A 21,220-nucleotide genomic window follows, 5' to 3' on the forward strand; every position below is an offset into this window, starting at 1 on the left:
TTCCACATTATTCCTTATTCTCTTCAATCTGTTTATATAAGCCGGATCGAAACCGGAACCATTCAAAAAGATGTGTAAATACCACCTTAAGTACCGCATAACCCGGAACTGCAAGGATAATCCCCAGAATTCCAAACATTTTACCTGCGAATATAATTACAAAAATAATGGTTATTGGATGAATCTTCAACGTCTTGCCCATGATCTGTGGTGAGATAAATTTCCCTTCAATCAGCTGAACAGCTGTCCACACGATAATCATCTTCAACAGCATAAATGGAGAAGTAACCATCGCAACAATTAAGGCAGGTGTAATTGCGATTGCCGGGCCCAGATAAGGAACAACTGCTGTACAAGCAGCAGCAATAGCCAGAACGAGAGAGTATTCCAAACCAATGATTAAATAGCCAATATAGAGCAGCAGACCAATACAGCAGCTGACAATAATTTGCCCGCGTATGTAAGAGGATACCTGACTGTTCATCTCCGACATGACCATACGAGTCTGCGGCTGCAGAGAAGTAGGTACAAACTTCAGAATATAATCCGGCAATTTTTTTCCATCGCGAAGCAAGTAGAACAAAATAAATGGCGTCGTTACAACCGCCAAGACAATCTCTGTAAGGGCTCCTACAAAGCTGCCAACACCCGTCAAGGCATTATTCAGAAAAGAACTGCCCCACGCCGTAATCTTAGATGTTATCTCACTAAGGTTCGTTCCGATACTATCTTGAACTTGCCCAAAGAACTCCGTTCCGGTCAGATCCATAAACCGTTCTTGAATTAATTCACTATACCTTGGAAAATTGTCGATCAAACCTGATAGCTGAGTCCGTATAATTGGAATGACCATAAACAAAACCAGCGTGATGAGACCAGCAATCAACAAATATAGGATGATTATTGCATATACACGTTTTATTCGGGATCTTTTCTCCATCCGATCTACCAACGGATTCAGCAAATAATAAGCTATACCTGCCAGTAATAATGGTGCGGCCACGGTGTGCAGCAATACTGATATCGGCTTAAAAATAAACGGTATTTTGGAGAATACCAGAATATTAATTCCAACCAGCAGCATAATGAGCAGCACTACTACAAATTTATTATTCAGAAAAAATTTTTTGAACTTCTCTGGCCACACCTGCAGCCTCTCCATCGTACCCTCTCCCCTATAAACCATCATATATACTGTGTTATTTCATTCACTTTTTAATAGCATAGTCAACGTTAGCCCTGCAAGTCAAATTTGATGTCCTTAATTAAGCACACAGTCCTATTACGAGTCTGGTTATAATCCAATTCAATCATAATCCTCCCCTGTTTATAAATAAATAACCCTGCACGAGATATTCATCTGTACAGGGTTAGAAGCGCAGCTAAAAGGTACTTACAAGCCTTGCTATTTTTTCTTTTTCCCTTTAGCGCCCTTTTCATTTGAAGCAATCAATTGTCCATCATAGGTGTATAACAAGTGATCTTCAAGCTTCTCCCCCTGCAAATGTTTCCGCACTAATGATTTCGCCAGCTTAGGTGTAATCTCTTTGTACCACACACCTTCGGGATAAGCGATCACCACACAAGCATCTGAACATCTTCCATTACAACGGGTCACAGTCGTATGTATAAGACTTTGTGCGCCCTGCTTCTCAATCTCGTCTTCTATCGCTTCAGCTACCTCTTCACCTTTGTGTTTCTTGCAGCTGCTACCGTTACATATTAATAAGTGACTTACAGTTCCTTGTAAATTCCAGGTCGTCATGGATGACTTCAACCCCTTCTTATCAGCTAACCCTATTCCGTTCGTGGATTATTTTAAACACTATCATAAGCATCATTATAGTCAATAGTAAGAAAGACTGTTATACTATAAATGAGAATGATTATCAATGAAAAGAAGGGGATTACTACATGCAGATCCAATCCGACGGGATGCCTTATCCATCCCATCCTTTTTATATGCCCCTTCGGGTCATCAGCTTATCGGGAATAACCAACTACACAGCCTCAAACATTTCTTCTACTAATTCCAGCCTTATGATGATCTGGGATGGGAAAGGTTTTCTTGAAATAGACGGTAAGATACACAAGGTCATGGCCGGAAGCTTAATAGCCCTTAGTAGTTCTTCTTTATTGAAGATGGAACCTGAATTACAGTTAAAGGGGATATGGATTGAGTATTCCTGTATACTCCAGAGTAAAAATGAGGACATTTTTATAAATGACAACTCCCCTGTCCACCATGCCTCCACTCGTTTGATAGCCTTGGCAGGTGAGCTTTACAGTGCCTGGATAGACGCTGATAAACAAAAGCCGTTTAGGGTCCAGCAGCTATTCACCCAGTTCATCGTGGAGCTTCATGGTGAACTGACATCCCATAAAGAAAGATCAAGCAGTTGGATGGAACGGGTGACTGAGTATATAGAAGCTCATTACAATGAAGATATCACGCGGGATCAAATGGCTGCTTTAGCTGAAGTGAGCCCCGAGCACTTTTCGAGAACCTTTCGCAAATCAATAGGTCTATCCTTCAGTGCTTATATTACACTACTAAGAATCCGTAAAGCCCAGCAACGAATCCTCACCAGTTCTCCCAATCTGACAACATTGGCACATGAGGTTGGTTACGAAGAGGGAACTTATTTGAGCCGAAAATTCAAGCAGCTTGTTGGCGTTTCACCTACAGCCTACCAGAATAAGAATAAACGGGTCGTTGCCCTGAACTATAATCACACCGCTAGCCTGCGAGTACTGGAAATCATGCCTCAACTCGGGGTTTATTCCGAATGGCAGCATAGCTTGGAACAAGTTCCCGCTTCCAAACAGCTTCAAATGAGCGAAGGTAAATTTTCATTACTCTATGACTCAGTAGCTGCGGTAAAACCAGACGTCATTATCGGCTACAGTCTACCCGACAATAAGATTCTGACTCCTGTTGCTCCGGTTATTGAGCTGCCCTTTATGCAAATGAGTTGGCGAGAGCAATTTGCTCTGATTGCCGAGGTTGTGAATCGACGACAGCGTGCTGAACAGTGGCTAAGTCATTATGACAGACTTTGTCTTACCGCCAACGGGTTATTAAACCATGCAATAGGAATGGAGAGAGGTACGGCTATCGTATGGGAGGTTAGCTCCCGATCCGCCTACTGTTTCAGTAGCAGCTTCGGCAGAGGTTGCCAAATTCTATACGGTGATCTTGGCTTCAAGCCCCCCTCCGTAATTATTGAAAAGGGGATCACAGATTCCGGGTACTTAGAGGCATCTATTGAGGATATCGTATCGTTTCCTGCTGACCATATTATTATCACTAGCATCCCTTCATCATCTGAGGGAAGACAACGTTTTACTCGCCTACTACATTCTAAAGCTTGGAAGCAATTAGATGCAGTCCGAAACGGACGGGTATATATTCTGAACCAGGCTGATATGTTCTACGGATTTGACCCACTGTCCTCACAGGCACAGCTTCAAGAATTGCTACGGGTAATGACATCATAAATTTGCATAAGCTGAGATCATATCCGTCCATAGTAAATACCCGGTGAAGCTTGTAAAGTTCTTATTGAGAATGATAATCAATATACATAGGGGGAACAACAAATTGCATAATCCAGGAAAAAATAGCTCCAAACAAACCCATTGGTTTCTTTTTCCCTTCATGCTGGCATTAATTCTAGTCATATCAGCTTGCGGGAATTCCAATAATTCTGTGGGGAATACAGGCAGTAACACCAGCAACACATCATCGGCAACTGCAGTACCTACCAAAACTAGTCAACCAACAGAAACTACTGAAGCAGCTGCTCTTAAAAAGGTCACTACTATAAATGGTGATATTGAAATCCCTGTTCAACCTAAAAGGATTGTCGCTGAGGAATATCTGGGCAGTCTGATTGCGCTAGATACCATTCCTGTTGGTGCTCCCGGATTAACACTGGAGAATATGTATTTTAAGGAGGCACTTACTGGAGTTGCAGACACTGGAACTTACGGCAAAATGTCACCTGAAAAAATCATCGCACTTAATCCTGATTTGATTATTTCTGGACAAGCTGAAAGCTATGAAGCACTAAGCAAAATTGCTCCAACCATCGTTGTGCCATATGGTGATCTGAAAGATGCTCATGCCGAATTAACCTATTTCGGAGAACTCCTTGGTAAGGAAGAGGCAGCCAAAAGCTGGCTTGCAGATTACGACAAACGGATAGCTGAAGCTAAAGCCAAAGTAGACAAAGTAATCCCTGCAGATGCAACATTTTCCATCATGGAAGACGGCGGAAAATCCATTTGGGCCTATGGCGATAACTTTGGCCGAGGCGGACAGCCTGTCTATCAGGCGCTGGGTCGTAAGCCCCCTACAGCTGTGGCCGCAGAAATTATGGAGAAGCAATGGGCGGAAATCTCTACAGAGGCACTCGCTAAATACGCAGGAGATTATATTATCTTAACTTCCAATAACCGTACAGAAGCTGATTACAAAGCTGATCCAATCTGGAGTAGCCTACCCGCTGTAAAAAATGGCCATCTATATGTATGGAAAGAAGAACGGTCCTGGTACTATGATCCAATTGCCGTGTTATCCCAGACCGAAGAACTGGCTGCTTGGCTTACACAATAAAATGCGCTTAAATTAGAATCCCCTACTGCTTCCAACAACGTTGGAGCAGTAGGGGATTTGTTATTTCTTTTGACTACAAAAACACTCAAGAGGTAATAATACATTTAGCCTAAGGTTAATCTAGCAAATGGAGTTGATCAATATGAAATTACTATTACTATATTTCATGCTTGCTTTTATGGGGTTGCTGATGGCAGTAATCATCGACCTTTTATCAGGAGAAAACCTCACCGCTTCAATGCGGACGATCTATGACTCCTTTGCAGCTACAAGCATACAGGAATCAATAACTATGCTCGTTTTTATCTCCTTACCTTTTGTTATTACAATTACATCCTCTATCCGAAATAGAAGCAATAAATCCATCAAATAAAATAAACTAACCTATGCTCCCTAATTTTCTGCGGATGTAATGAACGATGCACAAGAGAATAGGTACAGCGGCACAGAAATACGGCAAAATATATTTCAGAAATATCCTTCCTTCGTCCATATGTATCGGATAATTCGCTGAACTAATAAAAGCCCCGAACAAAACAACAATACCAACGGGAACGGCGAGCTTTCTGCTGTCTTGCACCTTGAATAGATCCGCGGTGACTACCATTGCAGCGTAGCAATATACTGACATTTTAAAAAAGACTCCAATGATTAAGGTTAAGAGCACAAGCGCGTCCAAACGTTGAATGAAATTGGCCAGGTTTACTAACGTTATCGTAGTGAACATCGGAAAATTGGCTCTACTGTAGATTTCTGTTCCTAGAACGGATATTTCGATGGCATGGGTAAAACTGAGTAATAATCCGCATAAAGTAATTGCGATGATTCCGGTTCTTTTTGCTACCTTGGTTTTTTTGATATGAGGTAAAATCGTAGTGAAACATACCATCTCCCCGAACGGAAATAGCCATATATTCAGATAGGCTGATTTCAATGCATTCTTCCAATCCGAGGCCTGTAACGGAAACAAGTTATCTAGTTTTACAAGTCCGGCGGCAATAACCAAAAAGCAACTGGTCAAGCCCAACAATATTATAATCAGCATATAAATCTCAGCCGCCCGCGCAAACACCTCAATCCCCTTATTTAAGATGTAAATTACCGCAACAACCATCATTGCATAAATGATGAACACGGGTGTTCTGTCGTAAGAAGCAGCTATTAACAACTCACCTGATTCATGCAGATTTCGGGAGCCATTGAAGAGAAGGATTGGAATATATGTTAAGCTTAACGGCCAGCCTATAACATTGCCCAGTATCTTTCTTGTATAACCGCTAATAATCATGCCCGGATATTGCCGGTATAAATAAACATAAATCAAATACAAAAGAAGTCCACCGGGCAAAGCTAACAGAATAGCAATCCAGACAGCATGGCCACTTTCAAGTCCAATCGGTACCACAAGGGCCGTTCCCAATTCAAACAAAAAAATCAAAGCAAATAATTGACTCGCGCTGATGGTTTCTTTTTTCATAAAGTGGCCTTCTCCCACCTTTCTCACTGAACACTTTCATTTTTCCTTTAACAATTTCGGCTCTAATCTCATTCCAACACTGCGAATATAGGCCTCTACAGAAACATCCACTTCCGCTTCCGCGAACACTGACTCCCAATCGTCCTTAACAGTCTCCCATGCTTTTGGATTTGTGCGCTTCAGTTCATTCCCGAAATTGAAAATATCGCATTTCATAGTTTGAGCAGCCTGTAAGGCTTGGGTTATTTCCTGTTTAGTTTTAAGAGCCACTTGTTGTTCCAACTGAACGATTACCTCTCTATCACTTAGCTCAATATAACTCTGTGCCTCACTAAGCGTCCCCTCTTCCACAACATTTACATGAATGACGGGTACTTTATTGCGGAGTTCAATCTTAATTTTTGTTTTTGAATAATTAATGTTAACGGCTATCGAATCTTTAACCTCATTTGAATCTACATTAATACTGGTTTCATTAATCTCGTTCTGTACCCATAGTGCCCCCCGAGCAAGAGGGCCATCCAGCCACCCCTGAAAAACCCCTTTTTTCAATACGCTAAGCCCGCTCATTGTGACAAGTGCTTTTACTTTAGTTTGCTCCATCCCGGATTTTTTAGTTCCTTCTTCAGCGTCTCCAAGAATTCTGGCTCCGGATATCACCACTGACCCTTCTCCACTGAGACCATTAATTAGCTCAAAAACATTGATATCCCGGCTTTCTCCATATATTCTAGCGGTATTTTTACTCTTTTTAATAATCCCAATTGCAGGCAGGCTTTCTACGGGAAGCAATAGTTTCAGAATAGAGGATGCTTCCGTATCTCTGGCTACAATAACATTCGTGTTGAGCCGCAGCTCATGGGACCTTTCAAAGATGTCAAAAATCCCATCAATACCGCTCTTCACTGTAGATTCGCCTAAAACTAATAGCTGCGTGTGTGCAAAAAACATCTGTCTTGCCGCCTTTTTTGAAGTCTTGCGAAAAGCGCCAAAGATCGTACGGTCCGTAGAAGAATAAATAGTGACCGTGGGTTGTCCGGTGCTAGCTCCTGCACTTGTGGCTGTTGAGGATGGATTCACAATCTGAAAAGTAACATGATATTCCTCTTTATTCGGCACCTTATCCACACCTATACCAGTCACAATGCCTAAATTGTTTAATTCCCGACTGTTCCAGCAGCTTGTCAGCAACATTAAGCAGCATATACAAATAAATGAACGCATCATCCATCCGACCTTCATTTGCCACTCCCCGGCTTCCCATCATTCACCTTAAGTCGAGTATTATTTTTTTGGCTAACAAGACGCGGCCGAGTTTTCATATATTTCAAGGGCACACGCAAGATCGAGTCCTTCTGATTCTCAGCGATAAAAGGACCAAATGGAGACATATACGGAAAACCCAACGATTTCAAGCTACACATATGAGCAACCAAAATAAAAGTAAAGATCGTTATTCCATAAAGCCCCATAAAGGCTGCGATAAACATAATGATGAAACGCAAGATACGTATGGAAAGAGCCATATTAAAAGCGGGAGTAGCAAAGCTGGATATTCCTGTAAGTGAAACTACAATAACCATTGCAGGAGAGACAATACCGGCTTGTACGGCTGCCTGTCCTAACACTAAGCCCCCAATGATCGACACAGTTTGGCCTATAGGGGATGGCATACGAATTCCTGCTTCACGTATAATCTCAAAGGTAAATTCCATCAGCATAGCCTCAATAAAAGCCGGAAATGGAACCCCCTCCCTTTGTGAAGCAAAATTAATAAGTAAGGCCGTTGGGATCATTTCTTGATGAAAGGTTAGAATTGCAATAAATAACGCTGGGCCAAATAACGAAATAACAAGGCAAATAAATCTCAATAATCGGATCAAAGTCGTGATATCATAACGCTGGTAATAATCTTCTACGGCATGTAAAAACATAAAAAAGGTTGTAGGTGCAATCAGCACAAACGGGGTCCCGTCCACAAAAATAGCAACTCGACCTTCTAAAAGATTTCCTGCAACACTGTCAGGACGTTCCGTATTATATAATGTTGGGAATGGAGAAAAGGGAGTATCTTCTAAAAATTGCTCAATGTATCCAGATTCCAGAATCCCGTCTATATCAATGCTTTGCAGCTTAGTTCTGAGCTCCTTTAAGGTATTATCATTGACGATTCCATGAATATACATAATAGATACATTCGTTTGCGTGACGTCACCTATCTTCATCGACTCCACCCAGAGATTAGGGCTTTTTATTTTCCTGCGCACCAGAGAGATATTCGTCCCAATAGATTCTGTGAAGCCTTCCTTGGAGCCACGAATGGCTACTTGAGTTGTAGCGTCCGATACCGCTCTAACCTCACCGCCGCTTGTATTCCCTCTGATAGCTGCCCTTATCCCGTTGACCCAAAGAATGGTATCACCAGAGAATAAAGCCTCAAAAAGCACATCCCAATCTTCAAGTGTCTGTTCTTCTCCGATCCCTCTCGCCACTTCTTTCATATACAAAAAGATATCTTCAGCGGATGTTACCACCGGGTTTTCTTCACTTAGCTTATCGAACGACATCGCATGCTCCACAAACTCGTTGACCATTAATTTTTCTATTAATCCCTCAATATATACAGCAGCTACCTCAACCTGTGTGGTAGTGGATTTAATTCTACGAATAACAATATCAGGGCTATGGCCAAGCCTTTCTTGAAGCTCTTTAAGATTATCGTCCAAAATAGTAGAGTTAAAGGGGTCCATCATTAACACCTCCTGCTCATACTATTTGTTCTACACCGCTTTTTTATGCAACAAATGGAATCTATAACCTCCCTTAACTTGGAATATAAATACGCAAAAGGGATGTCCTTGAGCTACTATAGCTCAGCGAACATCCCCTTTTACTCTTTTGAAATTAACTTATTGAAGAGACTTCAGCAACGTAACTATCTCATCCAGCTGCTTGTCCAGCGCATAAGCATCGGATAGATAATAAGTTTTTAGATCGTAGGTGAATACATGACCCGACTTGACAGCAGGTAGGTTCTGCCAGAAGACACTGTCCAGAATGTCCAGCTTATCCTGCTCCACACCACGGCTGAAGCCTTGGAAGATATAATCAGCTTCACCTAAGTACTCGGGCAACGCTTCAAGTGAGAGGGAAGCCCAGCCTTCTTTAAAGGCTGCCTCTTGGACAAGATCAGGTGCATGCAGCCCCAATCCGTTATATATAATCTCTCCACCGCGCCCATATGACGAACCGTATAAATACAGCTCTTTACCGGCAATTTCAAAGATCGCCACCTTTTTGTCAGCTGCGATCAGATCAGCCAATTCCGCTTTTTTCGCTTCCAGCTTCTGATTGAAATCCGCCACCCACTTTACAGCCTGCTGCTCCTTGTTCAAGATTTTCCCGATCTCGATCAATCGTTCCTTATAGTCGTATTTGCCCCAAGGAATAAAGACAGTCGGAGCAATCTTAGAGATTTGCTCATAGGTATCTTCCTGATAAGTGATAATCAAGTCCGGTTCGAGGCTCGTTATTTTCTCCAGGGACACCGTCATGTCATCGCCTACTACTTCTACACCTGTCAGCGCCTCTTTGAAATATGGATGGTTCAAGATGTCATTCCCGGCAACGGCAATGGGCGTCACGCCAAGCGTCAGAAGATCACCAATAAAGTCTTGTACCGGAATCACAACTCTTTGTGGATTGCGTGGGATCTGCACCGGGCCTTTGTCGCTTTCGTACGTCCAATACTCTGCATCAGCAGCCGGCTCCGTGCTGGCAACTACAGAATCATTAGTGCTTTTAGCCACTTCAGCCGACGTGCTAGCTGGAGCATTCCCCTGATTAGCAGCTTGTCCGCATGCGCTCAACAGCAGCACCAGCGTAAGCATAACAGCTATCATGCTTGTTTTTCCTAACGATATAATTCTGTACAATGTAAATCCCCCTTGAGACTTTATATTATTATGATATTGATAATCAATATCATTAAGATCTTTGTTTAATATACCGTCTCCGCGGGAAAACATATATACACGCTAATACATCAATTAAGCTATGGACGATTGTCAGCTTAATTTATGGCCGGTTAACAAATCTGTCTGTATTTCCAGCTGGCGTTCGAGCGCAAGCCCTTCGCTGCCCCAAAATTCCTCAAGCTTCAGGTAATATATGCATTCATTCCTGAATGCTGGAAGATTGCGCCAAACCGCGCTTTTACTAATGCGTTTACGTGTTCTCGACATCCAGTCCTCTTGTCCTGATACAACCACAAACATATGGTCAGCCGCGTATATTGGCAATTCCGACAGTGAGATGCATAAATGATCATTCCGCTCCAGAACATCTGACCTTACCTTGTCCGGTGGAGTTACCCCCAGCATTGGATACAGATTGTACACCCCTCGGGCTGTATAATTCCAGATATAAATACTGTTATCTTGCCTAATCTCATACACCGCTACCGTTTCACCAGATTCAATTAATGAGGACAAGCGCTGCTTGGCCAAATCTATTTTCAAATGATAGTGCCTTATCCATGCCTCTGCCCGCTCCTCTTCTCCCAGCAGTCTGCCGAATAAACGAATCTGTTCCAGGCGGTCCATTTTATCACACTCCACAGTAACTAGTGGACCCAACTTTTCCATGCATTTAAGCTGACGAGGGCTCAGATAGGTCGGTGCAATAACTAGATCGGCATCTAGCCCAGACCAGTCCGCTTCCGCCGGACATCCCTGCAACTCAAATGATCGCACACCCGCCAGTTCCGGCAGCAAAAGCAAGGAGTAGTTCATCACATCTTCTTCAACCGCGACAGGCTTCACTCCCAGCGCAAGTAAATCCCCTAAAAATTGTAACGCTACTATCCGCTTCGGTTTGGGACGTAAACGGAATTCTGTTGGGGTCATCCCGGTGACTTGCTTGAATTTGCGGCTCAGATATAGTCCATCTGTATAGCCTACTTTTTGCGAAATTTCCTGTATTGTTGCTTTGCTGGACATCAAGTGTTTTTTCGCTTTATTTACTCTTAAATGAGTTACATATTCGGTGAAGCTCCAACCCGTCTGCTTGCGAACCATACTGAGAAATAACGAGGATTGAAGCCCATCATTCGAGACATCATCTCCCGCGTAATCTCCCTTTGGAAATTCTGGTGGATATAAGAGAGCATTCTGAAATATGAACTATCCGTAATGTCTGCTTCAGCGTCAGCCTCTACGTCCAGTTGATGTAGCTGATACAGCAAGGATTGAATTCTATCTGCCTGTGCTTCTAAATTATTGGCAGCAACATCTTCCAATTCGCTGAATAAGCGGGTTATTTTATTCGTCGTACGTATAGGTAAAATCCCATTGACCGGAAAAATTTCACGGCAAAGTCCATAGACCAATTCTTGCTCCGTGCTATTGCTTAGCCCATATACCTCATAGGAAATTGCTAGAACAGAGATAACAGTCTCTAATGGAGCATTAATTTGATAAGTCGCACCTGCGCTTAGAAAAAGAATTTCACCATTTTTCAGAGCTACTGTCTCTCCTTCTATGGTTATTTGAACGATAGCTTCTATTGGTGTCAGGAAGAGTGGGGACTGGGCAATCTGGGGTTTATTGATGTGACCGCCGCCGCATTGGCGTTTCCCTGCCTCTTTTAACAGATAAATTCTATGAACCGGGTTATTATTTGATAGCTTCATTCCTGCTCCCTTCCAGACTGCTAGACTTAATAACCCATAAAATAGAAAGCAAGCGTATAAGGGTTCTCTCCGCTCGAAATGGATAAGATCCCCTATACGCTTTATATAAAACTTCAGATTTTATGGTTTGAGAAGCCTCTATCCTTAGTGGTCGTCAACGACTCCAAGCGCTTTATTCTTCTCTTTGAACCGTTCATTGTGAGAAGATACGTAAGCGACTTTGGCCGCGGTCGGGTCAATGTACAGCTTTGCGCTATTAAGCGCCAGAGCCGCATCAGTGAAAGCGCCTGCGATCAAACGAACCTTGCTCGCATAATCCACAAAGTCACCTGCTGCGAATATACCCGGAAGATTGGTCTCCAGCTTATCAGTTACATTCGCACACCACTCGCCCATATCAAGGCCCCATTCTTTTAACGGACCAAAATCGCTCTTCAGACCATGATTCACAATGACAGCATCCACTTCAAACTGCTCTGTTTCACCTGTCTCTATATGGCTGATCGTAACCTGATCTATCGTTTCACCATTACTGCTGTGTAATTGGCTTACTGCATATGGCGCACGGACATTGACTGAGGATTCCTTCATCCGCACAATGTTTTTCTCATGTCCGCCAAACTGTTCGCGGCGATGCGCAATCGTCACACTTGCAGCGATGGGCTCCAATTCATTCGCCCAATCTACTGCGGAGTTGCCTCCACCGGAGATTAGCACTCTTTTACCGCGGAACGGCTCCAGCTCTTGAACGGTATAATGAAGATTCGTCACCTCATAACGATCTGCACCTTCAATTTCAAGCTTTGCCATCTGTAGAATTCCGTAACCAATTGCCAAAATGACTGTGCGGGTCCAATGTTGTTCCCCAGTAGAAGAGGTCAAGATGTACGTCCCATCTTCTTGTCTCTCTTGATTCATAATTTGCTGACCCAGCACAATAGTCGGATCGAAGGTTTGAGCTTGCTCCTTGAGCTGACCGATCAGTTGATGGCAAAGAGTTGGGGTTACGCCTCCTACATCCCAGATCATTTTTTCGGGATAAATAAGCATTCTTCCTCCGAGCTCATCCTTCGCTTCAATTAACTTTGTCTTCAAGTCTCTCATTCCACTATAAAAAGCTGTATACATCCCAGCAGGTCCGCCACCAATAATGGTTACATCGTATAATTCCAGTTGTTTATTCATCGTGTCCCTCCAAAATTATATTCTAGTGATCCCTTCAGCTACTTAAGCTCCAAACTGCGCTTCATGCAATCGGCTGTAAATTCCGGCAGTCTGCAGCAGTTCCTCATGCTTACCTTGTTCTGCGATGCCGCCTTCCGCAACGACAACAATACGGTCCGCATTTCTGATCGTTGCAAGGCGATGAGCAATAACAAGTGTTGTGCGTCCTTCAGACAACTCGGCGAGAGCCTCTTGTATAGCGGACTCCGTTTCAGTATCCAATGCAGAGGTTGCTTCGTCCAAAATGAGAATCGTCGGATTCTTCAAGAACATCCGGGCGATGGACAACCTCTGCTTCTGGCCGCCAGAAAGCTTGACGCCTCTCTCACCGATCATTGTATCCAGCCCAGCAGGCTGAGATTTGATCAGTTCTTCCAGCTGAGCGCGTCCCGCAGCCTCCCAGATTTCTTCATCGGAAGCTCCCAATCTGCCGTAAGCAATGTTCTCACGGATGGTTCCGTCAAACAGAAATACATCTTGTTGTACAATCCCGATATGGGAACGAAGTGATTCTAACGTCATGGAGCGAATATCTATTCCATCAATAGAGATGTTGCCTTCGCTTACATCGTAAAAGCGTGGCAGCAAGCTGCAAAGTGTTGTCTTACCAGCACCGGATGGACCCACAAGTGCAACCGTCTCTCCTGCCGAAATCGATAAGTTCACATTGGTTAGCACCTTTTCTTTATCACTATAAGCAAAAGCTACATCCTGGAAGGTTATATTCCCTGACAGATGAGACACTGGCTTAGCGTCTTTTGCGTCATCAACATCTGGCTCCGTCTCCAGCAGTTCAAGATAACGTTTGAAACCAGCGATCCCTTTAGGATAGGTCTCAATGACCGAGTTAATCTGTTGCAAAGGTCCTAAGAAGACATTAGACAACATCACAAAAGCAATAAATTCACCGTAAGTCATTTGCTTCTGGATTACAAAATAGGTTCCGCACACGAGTACGAATAATGAGACCAGTTTCATAAGCACAAAGCTAAAGGATGAATTCCAAGCCATAATTCGATAGGTCATAAGCTTCGTAATACGGAAGCGTTCGTTATTAACTGCAAAACGGGAAATTTCATGATTCTCATTAGCAAAAGCTTGCACAACACGGATCCCACTTACATTGTTTTCTACGCGTGCGTTATAGTCAGCAATGTCCGCGAACATGATGTGGAACGCTTTGGACATTTTGCGACTGAAGTACATGGATAAATAAATCATCAGCGGGACAATTACAAAGGTTAGAATAGCTAATTGCCAATTGATGCTAAGCATGATACCGAATACACCAAGCAGCGTCATCACTGCTATGAATAAATCTTCAGGACCATGGTGGGCAATCTCACCGATGTCCATCAGATCATTTGTCATCCGCGAGACCAAATGGCCTGTTTTGTTATTATCGAAGAAGTTGAAAGAGAGCTTCTGCACACGATCAAATAGCTTTTTTCTCATATCCGACTCGATATTGATCCCCAGCTTATGCCCCCAATAAGTAACGACAAAATGCATAAAGGCGCTGACGATATATATCCCCAGCAAACCGAGGCAAGAATAGAGAATCCATTTCCAATTCCCACTTGGCAGCATATCATCCACTACCCGGTTAACCGCCAGCGGGAAGACTAGTTCCAGCAGTGCAGCAGCAATAGCACAGGAGAAATCAAGAATAAACAATCCCTTATAGGGTCTATAGTAAGAAAAAAAACGACGCAACATTGTAAAAATTCGCTCCTTCCGGTGATTGACCATCCTCTTTCATCAAGATTTAGTACGGGCTAGCAAATACAAAAAGTATGGCGCTCCAATTACAGCAACAACAATTCCAGTGGGGATCTCAGATGGCTGTAAGATCCAGCGCCCAATGGTATCCGCTATAATAACTAGCAGTGAGCCGAGCAGCGCTGAGGTTGGCAGCATGAGCTGATGTTTGGGTCCAACTAGTCGTCTCGCCAAATGGGGGCCGACAAGGCCGACAAAGCCAATCCCACCACTCACAGCAACACTTGCCGCAGCTAGACCAACCGCAGCCGCAAGAAGCCGGAATTGTTCTTTCGTTACAGCAGCCCCAAGTCCTACAGCTGTCTGTTCACCCAAATTAAGGACGTTCATTACCCTTGCTTTATAGATGACATACGGCACGAGAATTACGATCCACGGTAGTAAAGAAAGTACAAACTTCCAGCTTGTGCCCCAAATACTTCCTGCAAGCCAAGTAGCCACAAACTGATACTTCTCCGGATCCAGCCGAAGAGTCAGCACGATCATCGCTGCACTCATTCCAGCTGCAACCGCTACACCGGTCAGCAACAGTCGCATGGGTTTTATTCCTTCATGCCGTTTATAAGCTAAGACATAGATCAAGGCAGCAGTAATTCCCGCACCAACAAACGCCACCATAGGCAGCAGATACACCGGAGCCGCGGTTGCCGTCGGATAAAAAGATATTAACAGCATAACCATAATTCCTGCACCAGCGTTAATCCCTAAGATGCCGGGGTCGGCCAAAGCATTACGAAAGACGCCCTGCATCACAGCTCCGGATACAGCCAAACCTGCGCCTATCAGAACGGAGATCACAATACGCGGTAGCCGAAATTGAAACAAGATTAACTCTTGCTTATCCGTCCCTTTACCGAATAACGTATTAAGCAGCTCCATAGGTGTCAAACGTATGTATCCTGTATTCATACTAATAATAAAAGCAATAACAATCAGTACAGCTAAAATAATCATTATAACTAAGCCACGTTTATTTTTGGCGGCTTGGAAGGAATCGAATGAAGTTTTCTCTATCATTACAGTTCCCTCCTTTCTTTACGTGCAAGATAAAGGAAGAAAGGTACACCGATCAGTGCAATAATTGCTCCAAGCGGCGTTTCATTAGGGGGATTAATCATCCGTGCTGTTAAATCTGCAAATACTGCAAGCAGACTGCCAAGAATAGCTGAACATGGAATGATCCATCTGTAATCCACACCTACAAAAAAACGGGTCAAATGGGGAATAATTAGTCCAATGAACCCAACGGCTCCTACTACTGCAACTGATGATCCAGCCAGAATCAATACGATTAAAGTCCCTGCCAGCTTAACAAGCCCTGTGCGCTGGCCTAGCCCTTTAGCAACATCGTCACCTAGGCTGAGCATTGTAATCGATCGGGATATTACCATAGCCCCAATTAACGCTGCTCCTATCCAAGGGAACATGACTTTAAGCTGAATCCATTTCGTCCCAGCCACGCCTCCCGCATACCAGAAAGCCAAATCTTGCCCAATGTGAAAATATAAAGCTACCCCTTCACTCAGCGCTGACAGCAGTGCACTAAAAGCAGCACCTGCCAGCACCAGACGAGCAGGAGTCAGCCCTCCCTTGGCCAATGATCCGACCCCATACACAACCCCAGCCCCTACTCCGGCACCAATGAAGGAATATAGGATTAAATACATAAACGATAGATTCGGGAAAAATGCAAAACAAAGCGCCAGCGCAAATCCTGCGCCTGAGTTGATGCCCATCAAACCTGAATCTGCGAGTGGATTTCGGGTCATTCCCTGCATAATGGCACCCGCAACTGCAAAGCTGGCCCCTATCATGGCCCCGCCAAGTACACGGGGTAATCGTAATTCTCTAATAATCTGATGATCCATGATCTCCGGATCAAAGTGAAACACAGCTGCCCATACCACAGAAAGTTTAATATCAGCCGCTCCAAAGGAGACTGAAACAGCGATACCTAGTGCTAATAGTACCAGACCGCCAACCAAGATTAACGTGGCAGCCCAAGGACGTGAACGGAACTCTTGTATGGCTGACCCTTTATTAGGTCTAATCTTGGAAGATATCTGTTGATTCATGAATGCCACCCTATTTCTATGAAATTGATTCTCATTATCACTATGCTATTGTAAATGAGCCTTCCTAGGTTTGGCAATAGATAGATTTAATAGGAGGCATTTATTTTATTGCATTGACAGGAATTCTAGGATTTGATAAAGTTCAAATTGAAAATAATAATGATAATGATTCTCATTATTATTTGTTGGTACACATATATAGGGAGGTTTATCATGCTAAAAAGAAAGACCCTCTTCCCCATCCTGGCACTCATAATGTTATTGTCTGTATTTGTGACAGCTTGCGGGGGAACAAACAATGCTTCATCTAATAAACCAACAGAAACAACAGAAGCAACTACAGCACCGAGCACTGAGCCAACGACTGCTCCTGAGGCTTCAGCTGCTGAAATGCGTAGCTATGAAACCACTAAAGGTACTGTGCAAATACCTGTAAAACCACAGCGGATTATTACAGATTATTATGGTGGGGAGTTGCTCTCCGTAGGAGCAAATGTTGTAGGTGTCGAACCTAGTACCTTTGATAATCCCTTCTTGAAAGACCTGCTCACAAACACACAAGATGTCGGTGCTCCAGTTAACGCCGAGAAAGCTCTGGAACTTACACCTGATCTAATCGTCGTTATGTATGATGATAACTACGATGCTTTATCCAAAATTGCTCCAACCATTCATATTCCATACGGAACTGCTACAAATATCTATGAAACTGTTAAACTGTTCGGTGACATTGTAGGTGTGCCTGACAAAGCTGAACAATTTATTGCTGACTTTGAGAAAAAGGCTGCTGAAGGCCGCGAGAAGCTTAAAGGTGTCGTAAATGAAAATGATACTTTTGGAATCTATGAGCTGACTGATAAAGGTGAGCTATGGACCTTCGGAAATAATGCTGGCCGGGGTGGACAAGCCCTTTATAACGCACTGAAGCTAAAAATGCCTACTAAAAACAGCAACGACAACCAAACGTTGCAGCTGTCCATGGAGCTATTGCCAGAATATGCAGCTGACTACATGTTCCTCACCACTTATGATCCTGACAAAAAAGGAGATAAGCTGAAAGAACTGAAGGAATCTCCAGTTTGGAACGGACTTGATGCTGCGAAGAACGATCATCTATTCTACAATGATTTTGATACCTACTACCGCTATGATCCGATTGCGATTACCGCACAGATTGATCTGTTCGTAGATATGATTCTTGAACGCAACGGTAAGAAATAAACATAGGCACATACAAAAACACCCTACTTTAGGCACTGTCTAAAGTGGGGTGTTTGGCTATACATAATAAGCTTCTGTTAAATTTATATCATCTAGTATATTCATTATACTCATCGGTGTTATTTAATTTATTGTACATATACTCATCATTTTTAAGCTTATAGAGCTGTCCCATCCCCGCAAATACGAAAAACAGCACCAAAATTAATCCATACGCATAGGTGAATTCACCAATATAAAAGCAAGTGACTATCGCAACAAGGGTCAAGATCATTAATGCGACTGCAATTCTGGAAAAAATCTTTTTCAAATGGAATCCCCCCACGTTTTGTGCACCAATATTATCATATTTGGGATTAAATTGAAATCTCATTTTGTTCTATTAAGGGAATATCGAGTAGCTTAATATGTGCCAGCATATTGTGAGTGTATATTTTGGTGTATATACGATAAAAAAGGACTTGAAATAAAAGATATGCTCCGCCCACCAACAAACAAAACCACATCGGCTCCAGAGCTGTAGACATTTCAACCCTGGAAGAACTGACAACATAAAAAGAAGACAATGCAATACCTAATGCATAAGGGAGAAAAAACAGCACTTTTAAAGGGCCGCCTATAATACGAGCCACGTCCTTAGTAGTAATTCCAATCTTGTTCAGCTTCCTGAATTTGATCCGCTCACGCTCTAAATCGGTCTGAATACTGAAATGCAGCACTATCCCGGAGGCGCCGAAAAATATTAAACCAACAAATGAAATTACGAAGATTCCAAATCGGCCAGACTCCTGTAACTGTAGATAGTCACTTATTCTAGACTTCGTAGAAAATACGAGGGCCTCTTGCCGCTCATTGCCATACCAGGACTCTGTATTGTCTTTGTTATATTTGGCTAAAGCGGCATTTAACTTAGCATCTATATCCGCAGTTTTTTTCCAATCCTTAAAATTCAGGAGCTGAAGGATACCGATCCCTTTTCTATTTTCCGCTTTCAGCGCCATATAATCCTCTTCGTTTACAATGATATGAAGACCATTCATTAAATTCGGCACAGGGTTAAATACCATGTGAAATAGGATACCTTGTGAATACAGCGTATACTTCCCGGAAGCAAGCGTCAGGTCAAAGGTCGGCATTTCCGGTCTTTGATTCTTCCACTCTTCTCCTTGTGCAACTGTGGCCAGATTTAGAAAGTGATCTTTCTCCACATGATAATCAGAGCCGATTAATGCGTTTATATTCTGGTCCAGAAATATTTTAAAATTAAACAAGTCGATATACTCCAGCTTTTGGTGTGAAAGCAGCGGCGTAGCGCCATGATCCGTGATCTCACTTAGTATTTTTGGTGAGATGCTATTTTTTCCGAATACTTCTGAATAGGCAATATCATATGGATTGTTTGCAACCGGAATTTCCTCAGCATTCCAGGTCAAATAAAAAATAATCCCGCTTAGAGAAATCGTGATGAAGACGAGAAAGGTGATGAGAGAAAGCACTACTTTGGAGCGACCAAGGGTATAGATCAAATTGGAACTAAACAGCAGGTGCTTGTGATATGCTCTGCTTGATCGCGATATAAAAAGTTTCATCCAGTCCCCAAGTCCTGACAGCAGCAAATAAACGCCCAACATACTAATTCCCAGATTTATTAACATCATGCGAGCATCGGAAGGGTTGTAATGAGTGAGCATATTATAAACGGAGATTCCCAACAGTAAAACTCCGATGACTCCGGTGATTTTCCCATGAATCAGGTTGCGTTCTGCGGTTCTGGATTCTTTTAAAAGACGTAAAATGCTGTATCTCAAAGTGAATAGGAAATTGATTGCAATCACAACTATGTAAATCACCGCGAAGAATTTAATGGTATACAGATAACTATCCGGCGTCAGTATAAAAGCACTGTCCCCAATATTTACAAACAACGAAACAATGAAGAAAAAAATACCGGAGAAAACCGTCCCTGCACCTAAACCAGTGAGAATCGAGGCTAAAGCGATCATACTATTCTCGAACAAAATGATTTTGCGGATATTGTGGCTTGTCATTCCAAGTACCATTAATAGCCCGAAGTCGCTTTTTCTAAATTTCAAAAAGGCCATTTGCGCATATACAATAAACAGAACAGCAAACACTCTTATCACCAAAAAAGGAGCATATAAATTACCCGACACCATCCCATTCACTTGATAAGGGTCATTAAAATCAGGATTACTGTACAGCGAATAAAATGTAAAAAAGATCATGACTGTAAAGCTGCTGCATAAGAAAAACAACAAATATCTTCTAAGATTCGCCTTAAATATCTGAAATGCCATTCTCCTAAAGGTCATCTTCTCCCCCTCCAATAAAGGCCAGGTTCTCCAGAATCAGATCAAAAAATGCTCTGCGCTCTTTATTCTCTCTAGCAATCTCTAGTAGAGCCTTCCCATCTTTGATAAAAAGCACGCGATTACAATAGCTGGCCGCAAAAGGATCATGCGTGACCATCACTATCGTTGCTCCTTTTAGAGTGTTGAGCTTGGCGAAGGTCGCCATCACCGTACTCGAGGATTTGGAATCCAAATTCCCCGTCGGCTCGTCCGCAAAAATCACATCTGGATGATTAATAATCGCCCTGCTGATCGCCGCACGCTGCTGTTGCCCCCCTGAAACCATATAAGGATATTTGTCCTTCACCTCATCCAGATCAAATAGCGATAACGTCTCATCTGTCTTGGCATTGATATCTTCTACCTCTTGATCATCCAGCACCATGGGCACCATGATATTTTCCCGTAGGGTCAGACTATCCAGCAGATTGTAATCCTGAAAAACGAATCCCATACGCTGCCGGCGAAAAAGCGCAAGCTCGTTCTTGGACATCTCACTTATACTAGTCTCTGCAATTCTTACAACCCCACTATACTCCGTATCGATTCCGCTTAGTATATTTAAAAATGTCGTTTTTCCGCTCCCCGAGGGTCCCATAATCGCCACAAACTCGCCACTGTCCACAGTAAGACTAATCCCGTTCAGCGCTCGATACCGATTCGTTTTGCCTTTTCCTTTGTATTCTTTTGAGAGATTCTCTACTTGCAGTATGGACATCCTGGCACCTTCTCATTGATAGGTTTGGATTGAGTTAC

19 protein-coding genes are annotated in these 21,220 nt (G+C 43.0%); 4 read left to right on the forward strand and 15 right to left on the reverse strand.

Annotated elements, in window-relative coordinates:
* Positions 1-7: 7 nt before the first annotated feature.
* Positions 8-1,162, reverse strand: coding sequence for an AI-2E family transporter (locus NSQ50_RS20985; RefSeq protein ID WP_036676105.1), 1,155 nt, complete (start codon positions 1,160-1,162; stop codon positions 8-10).
* Positions 1,163-1,405: 243 nt separating this feature from the next.
* Entirely contained in the window at positions 1,406-1,765 is a 360-nt protein-coding gene (locus NSQ50_RS20990; RefSeq protein ID WP_036676102.1) for a (2Fe-2S) ferredoxin domain-containing protein, read from the reverse strand.
* Positions 1,766-1,914: 149 nt separating this feature from the next.
* Here NSQ50_RS20990 and NSQ50_RS20995 point away from each other — a divergent pair, with 149 nt between their 5' ends.
* From NSQ50_RS20995 to NSQ50_RS21005, 3 genes are all read left to right on the forward strand, one after another.
* Positions 1,915-3,501 (forward strand): AraC family transcriptional regulator, encoded by a 1,587-nt coding sequence (locus NSQ50_RS20995; RefSeq protein WP_081384343.1) that lies wholly within the window; start codon positions 1,915-1,917, stop codon positions 3,499-3,501.
* A 160-nt stretch (positions 3,502-3,661) separates the two neighbouring features.
* Positions 3,662-4,621: an ABC transporter substrate-binding protein gene (locus tag NSQ50_RS21000; RefSeq protein ID WP_076213662.1), complete on the forward strand. Its 960-nt coding sequence runs from the start codon at positions 3,662-3,664 to the stop codon at positions 4,619-4,621.
* Positions 4,622-4,763: 142 nt separating this feature from the next.
* Positions 4,764-4,994, forward strand: coding sequence for a hypothetical protein (locus tag NSQ50_RS21005; protein WP_036676096.1), 231 nt, complete (start codon positions 4,764-4,766; stop codon positions 4,992-4,994).
* Between the two features lie 6 nt (positions 4,995-5,000).
* Here the strand turns inward: NSQ50_RS21005 and NSQ50_RS21010 are convergent, their stop codons facing one another.
* The 10 genes from NSQ50_RS21010 to NSQ50_RS21055 form a co-directional block, all read right to left on the reverse strand.
* A complete protein-coding gene (locus NSQ50_RS21010) occupies positions 5,001-6,098 on the reverse strand; it encodes a GerAB/ArcD/ProY family transporter (protein WP_038572462.1) in 1,098 nt (365 codons plus the stop codon).
* A 36-nt stretch (positions 6,099-6,134) separates the two neighbouring features.
* Positions 6,135-7,340 carry a Ger(x)C family spore germination protein gene (locus NSQ50_RS21015; RefSeq protein ID WP_038572463.1) on the reverse strand — a complete coding sequence of 402 codons (1,206 nt, stop codon included), beginning with the start codon at positions 7,338-7,340 and terminating at the stop codon, positions 6,135-6,137.
* Entirely contained in the window at positions 7,337-8,851 is a 1,515-nt protein-coding gene (locus tag NSQ50_RS21020; RefSeq protein WP_143760463.1) for a spore germination protein, read from the reverse strand. Before NSQ50_RS21020 ends, NSQ50_RS21015 begins: the two co-directional genes overlap by 4 nt.
* Positions 8,852-9,007: 156 nt before the next feature.
* On the reverse strand, positions 9,008-10,033 hold the full coding sequence (locus tag NSQ50_RS21025; RefSeq protein ID WP_256717010.1) for an iron-hydroxamate ABC transporter substrate-binding protein: 1,026 nt from the start codon (positions 10,031-10,033) through the stop codon (positions 9,008-9,010).
* Between the two features lie 132 nt (positions 10,034-10,165).
* Positions 10,166-11,176, reverse strand: coding sequence for an AraC family transcriptional regulator (locus tag NSQ50_RS21030; RefSeq protein WP_076147000.1), 1,011 nt, complete (start codon positions 11,174-11,176; stop codon positions 10,166-10,168).
* Positions 11,134-11,790 (reverse strand): hypothetical protein, encoded by a 657-nt coding sequence (locus tag NSQ50_RS21035; protein ID WP_076223029.1) that lies wholly within the window; start codon positions 11,788-11,790, stop codon positions 11,134-11,136. Before NSQ50_RS21035 ends, NSQ50_RS21030 begins: the two co-directional genes overlap by 43 nt.
* Positions 11,791-11,934: 144 nt before the next feature.
* A complete protein-coding gene (locus NSQ50_RS21040; RefSeq protein WP_036676089.1) occupies positions 11,935-12,975 on the reverse strand; it encodes an NAD(P)/FAD-dependent oxidoreductase in 1,041 nt (346 codons plus the stop codon).
* A 42-nt stretch (positions 12,976-13,017) separates the two neighbouring features.
* Positions 13,018-14,733 (reverse strand): ABC transporter ATP-binding protein, encoded by a 1,716-nt coding sequence (locus tag NSQ50_RS21045; protein WP_036676085.1) that lies wholly within the window; start codon positions 14,731-14,733, stop codon positions 13,018-13,020.
* 42 nt (positions 14,734-14,775) lie between these two features.
* Complete coding sequence (locus tag NSQ50_RS21050) at positions 14,776-15,750, reverse strand: FecCD family ABC transporter permease (RefSeq protein WP_370510596.1); 975 nt, start codon at positions 15,748-15,750, stop codon at positions 14,776-14,778.
* Between the two features lie 62 nt (positions 15,751-15,812).
* Positions 15,813-16,871, reverse strand: coding sequence for a FecCD family ABC transporter permease (locus tag NSQ50_RS21055; RefSeq protein ID WP_036676077.1), 1,059 nt, complete (start codon positions 16,869-16,871; stop codon positions 15,813-15,815).
* Between the two features lie 213 nt (positions 16,872-17,084).
* Between NSQ50_RS21055 and NSQ50_RS21060 the strand changes: the two genes are divergently transcribed.
* Positions 17,085-18,092, forward strand: coding sequence for an ABC transporter substrate-binding protein (locus NSQ50_RS21060; protein WP_036676075.1), 1,008 nt, complete (start codon positions 17,085-17,087; stop codon positions 18,090-18,092).
* Positions 18,093-18,180: 88 nt separating this feature from the next.
* On the opposite strand, the gene NSQ50_RS21065 is transcribed toward NSQ50_RS21060, so the two are convergent.
* From NSQ50_RS21065 to NSQ50_RS21075, 3 genes are read right to left on the reverse strand one after another with little or no spacing between them, the layout of a single operon-like run.
* The gene (locus NSQ50_RS21065; protein ID WP_036676074.1) at positions 18,181-18,402 is read right to left on the reverse strand and encodes a hypothetical protein; all 222 of its coding nucleotides are present in this window, start codon (positions 18,400-18,402) and stop codon (positions 18,181-18,183) included.
* Positions 18,403-18,448: 46 nt separating this feature from the next.
* Positions 18,449-20,425: an FtsX-like permease family protein gene (locus NSQ50_RS21070; RefSeq protein ID WP_036676073.1), complete on the reverse strand. Its 1,977-nt coding sequence runs from the start codon at positions 20,423-20,425 to the stop codon at positions 18,449-18,451.
* Complete coding sequence (locus tag NSQ50_RS21075; RefSeq protein ID WP_036676070.1) at positions 20,415-21,182, reverse strand: ABC transporter ATP-binding protein; 768 nt, start codon at positions 21,180-21,182, stop codon at positions 20,415-20,417. The genes NSQ50_RS21070 and NSQ50_RS21075 overlap by 11 nt, the downstream gene beginning before the upstream one ends.
* Positions 21,183-21,220 lie beyond the last annotated feature (38 nt).

This window comes from Paenibacillus sp. FSL R10-2788 (assembly GCF_038003885.1).
Classification (GTDB): Bacteria; Bacillota; Bacilli; order Paenibacillales; family Paenibacillaceae; genus Paenibacillus_AQ; species Paenibacillus_AQ odorifer.

Coding starts and splice junctions, on each gene's coding strand:
- NSQ50_RS20985 (WP_036676105.1), bottom strand. CDS start 1,162: ATGGAGAGGCTGCAGGTGTGGCCAGAGAAGTTCAAAAAATTTTTTCTG.
- NSQ50_RS20990 (WP_036676102.1), bottom strand. CDS start 1,765: ATGACGACCTGGAATTTACAAGGAACTGTAAGTCACTTATTAATATGT.
- NSQ50_RS20995 (WP_081384343.1), top strand. CDS start 1,915: ATGCAGATCCAATCCGACGGGATGCCTTATCCATCCCATCCTTTTTAT.
- NSQ50_RS21000 (WP_076213662.1), top strand. CDS start 3,662: ATGCTGGCATTAATTCTAGTCATATCAGCTTGCGGGAATTCCAATAAT.
- NSQ50_RS21005 (WP_036676096.1), top strand. CDS start 4,764: ATGAAATTACTATTACTATATTTCATGCTTGCTTTTATGGGGTTGCTG.
- NSQ50_RS21010 (WP_038572462.1), bottom strand. CDS start 6,098: ATGAAAAAAGAAACCATCAGCGCGAGTCAATTATTTGCTTTGATTTTT.
- NSQ50_RS21015 (WP_038572463.1), bottom strand. CDS start 7,340: ATGAAGGTCGGATGGATGATGCGTTCATTTATTTGTATATGCTGCTTA.
- NSQ50_RS21020 (WP_143760463.1), bottom strand. CDS start 8,851: ATGATGGACCCCTTTAACTCTACTATTTTGGACGATAATCTTAAAGAG.
- NSQ50_RS21030 (WP_076147000.1), bottom strand. CDS start 11,176: ATGGTTCGCAAGCAGACGGGTTGGAGCTTCACCGAATATGTAACTCAT.
- NSQ50_RS21035 (WP_076223029.1), bottom strand. CDS start 11,790: ATGAAGCTATCAAATAATAACCCGGTTCATAGAATTTATCTGTTAAAA.
- NSQ50_RS21040 (WP_036676089.1), bottom strand. CDS start 12,975: ATGAATAAACAACTGGAATTATACGATGTAACCATTATTGGTGGCGGA.
- NSQ50_RS21045 (WP_036676085.1), bottom strand. CDS start 14,733: ATGTTGCGTCGTTTTTTTTCTTACTATAGACCCTATAAGGGATTGTTT.
- NSQ50_RS21050 (WP_370510596.1), bottom strand. CDS start 15,750: ATGATTATTTTAGCTGTACTGATTGTTATTGCTTTTATTATTAGTATG.
- NSQ50_RS21055 (WP_036676077.1), bottom strand. CDS start 16,871: ATGAATCAACAGATATCTTCCAAGATTAGACCTAATAAAGGGTCAGCC.
- NSQ50_RS21060 (WP_036676075.1), top strand. CDS start 17,085: ATGCTAAAAAGAAAGACCCTCTTCCCCATCCTGGCACTCATAATGTTA.
- NSQ50_RS21070 (WP_036676073.1), bottom strand. CDS start 20,425: ATGACCTTTAGGAGAATGGCATTTCAGATATTTAAGGCGAATCTTAGA.
- NSQ50_RS21075 (WP_036676070.1), bottom strand. CDS start 21,182: ATGTCCATACTGCAAGTAGAGAATCTCTCAAAAGAATACAAAGGAAAA.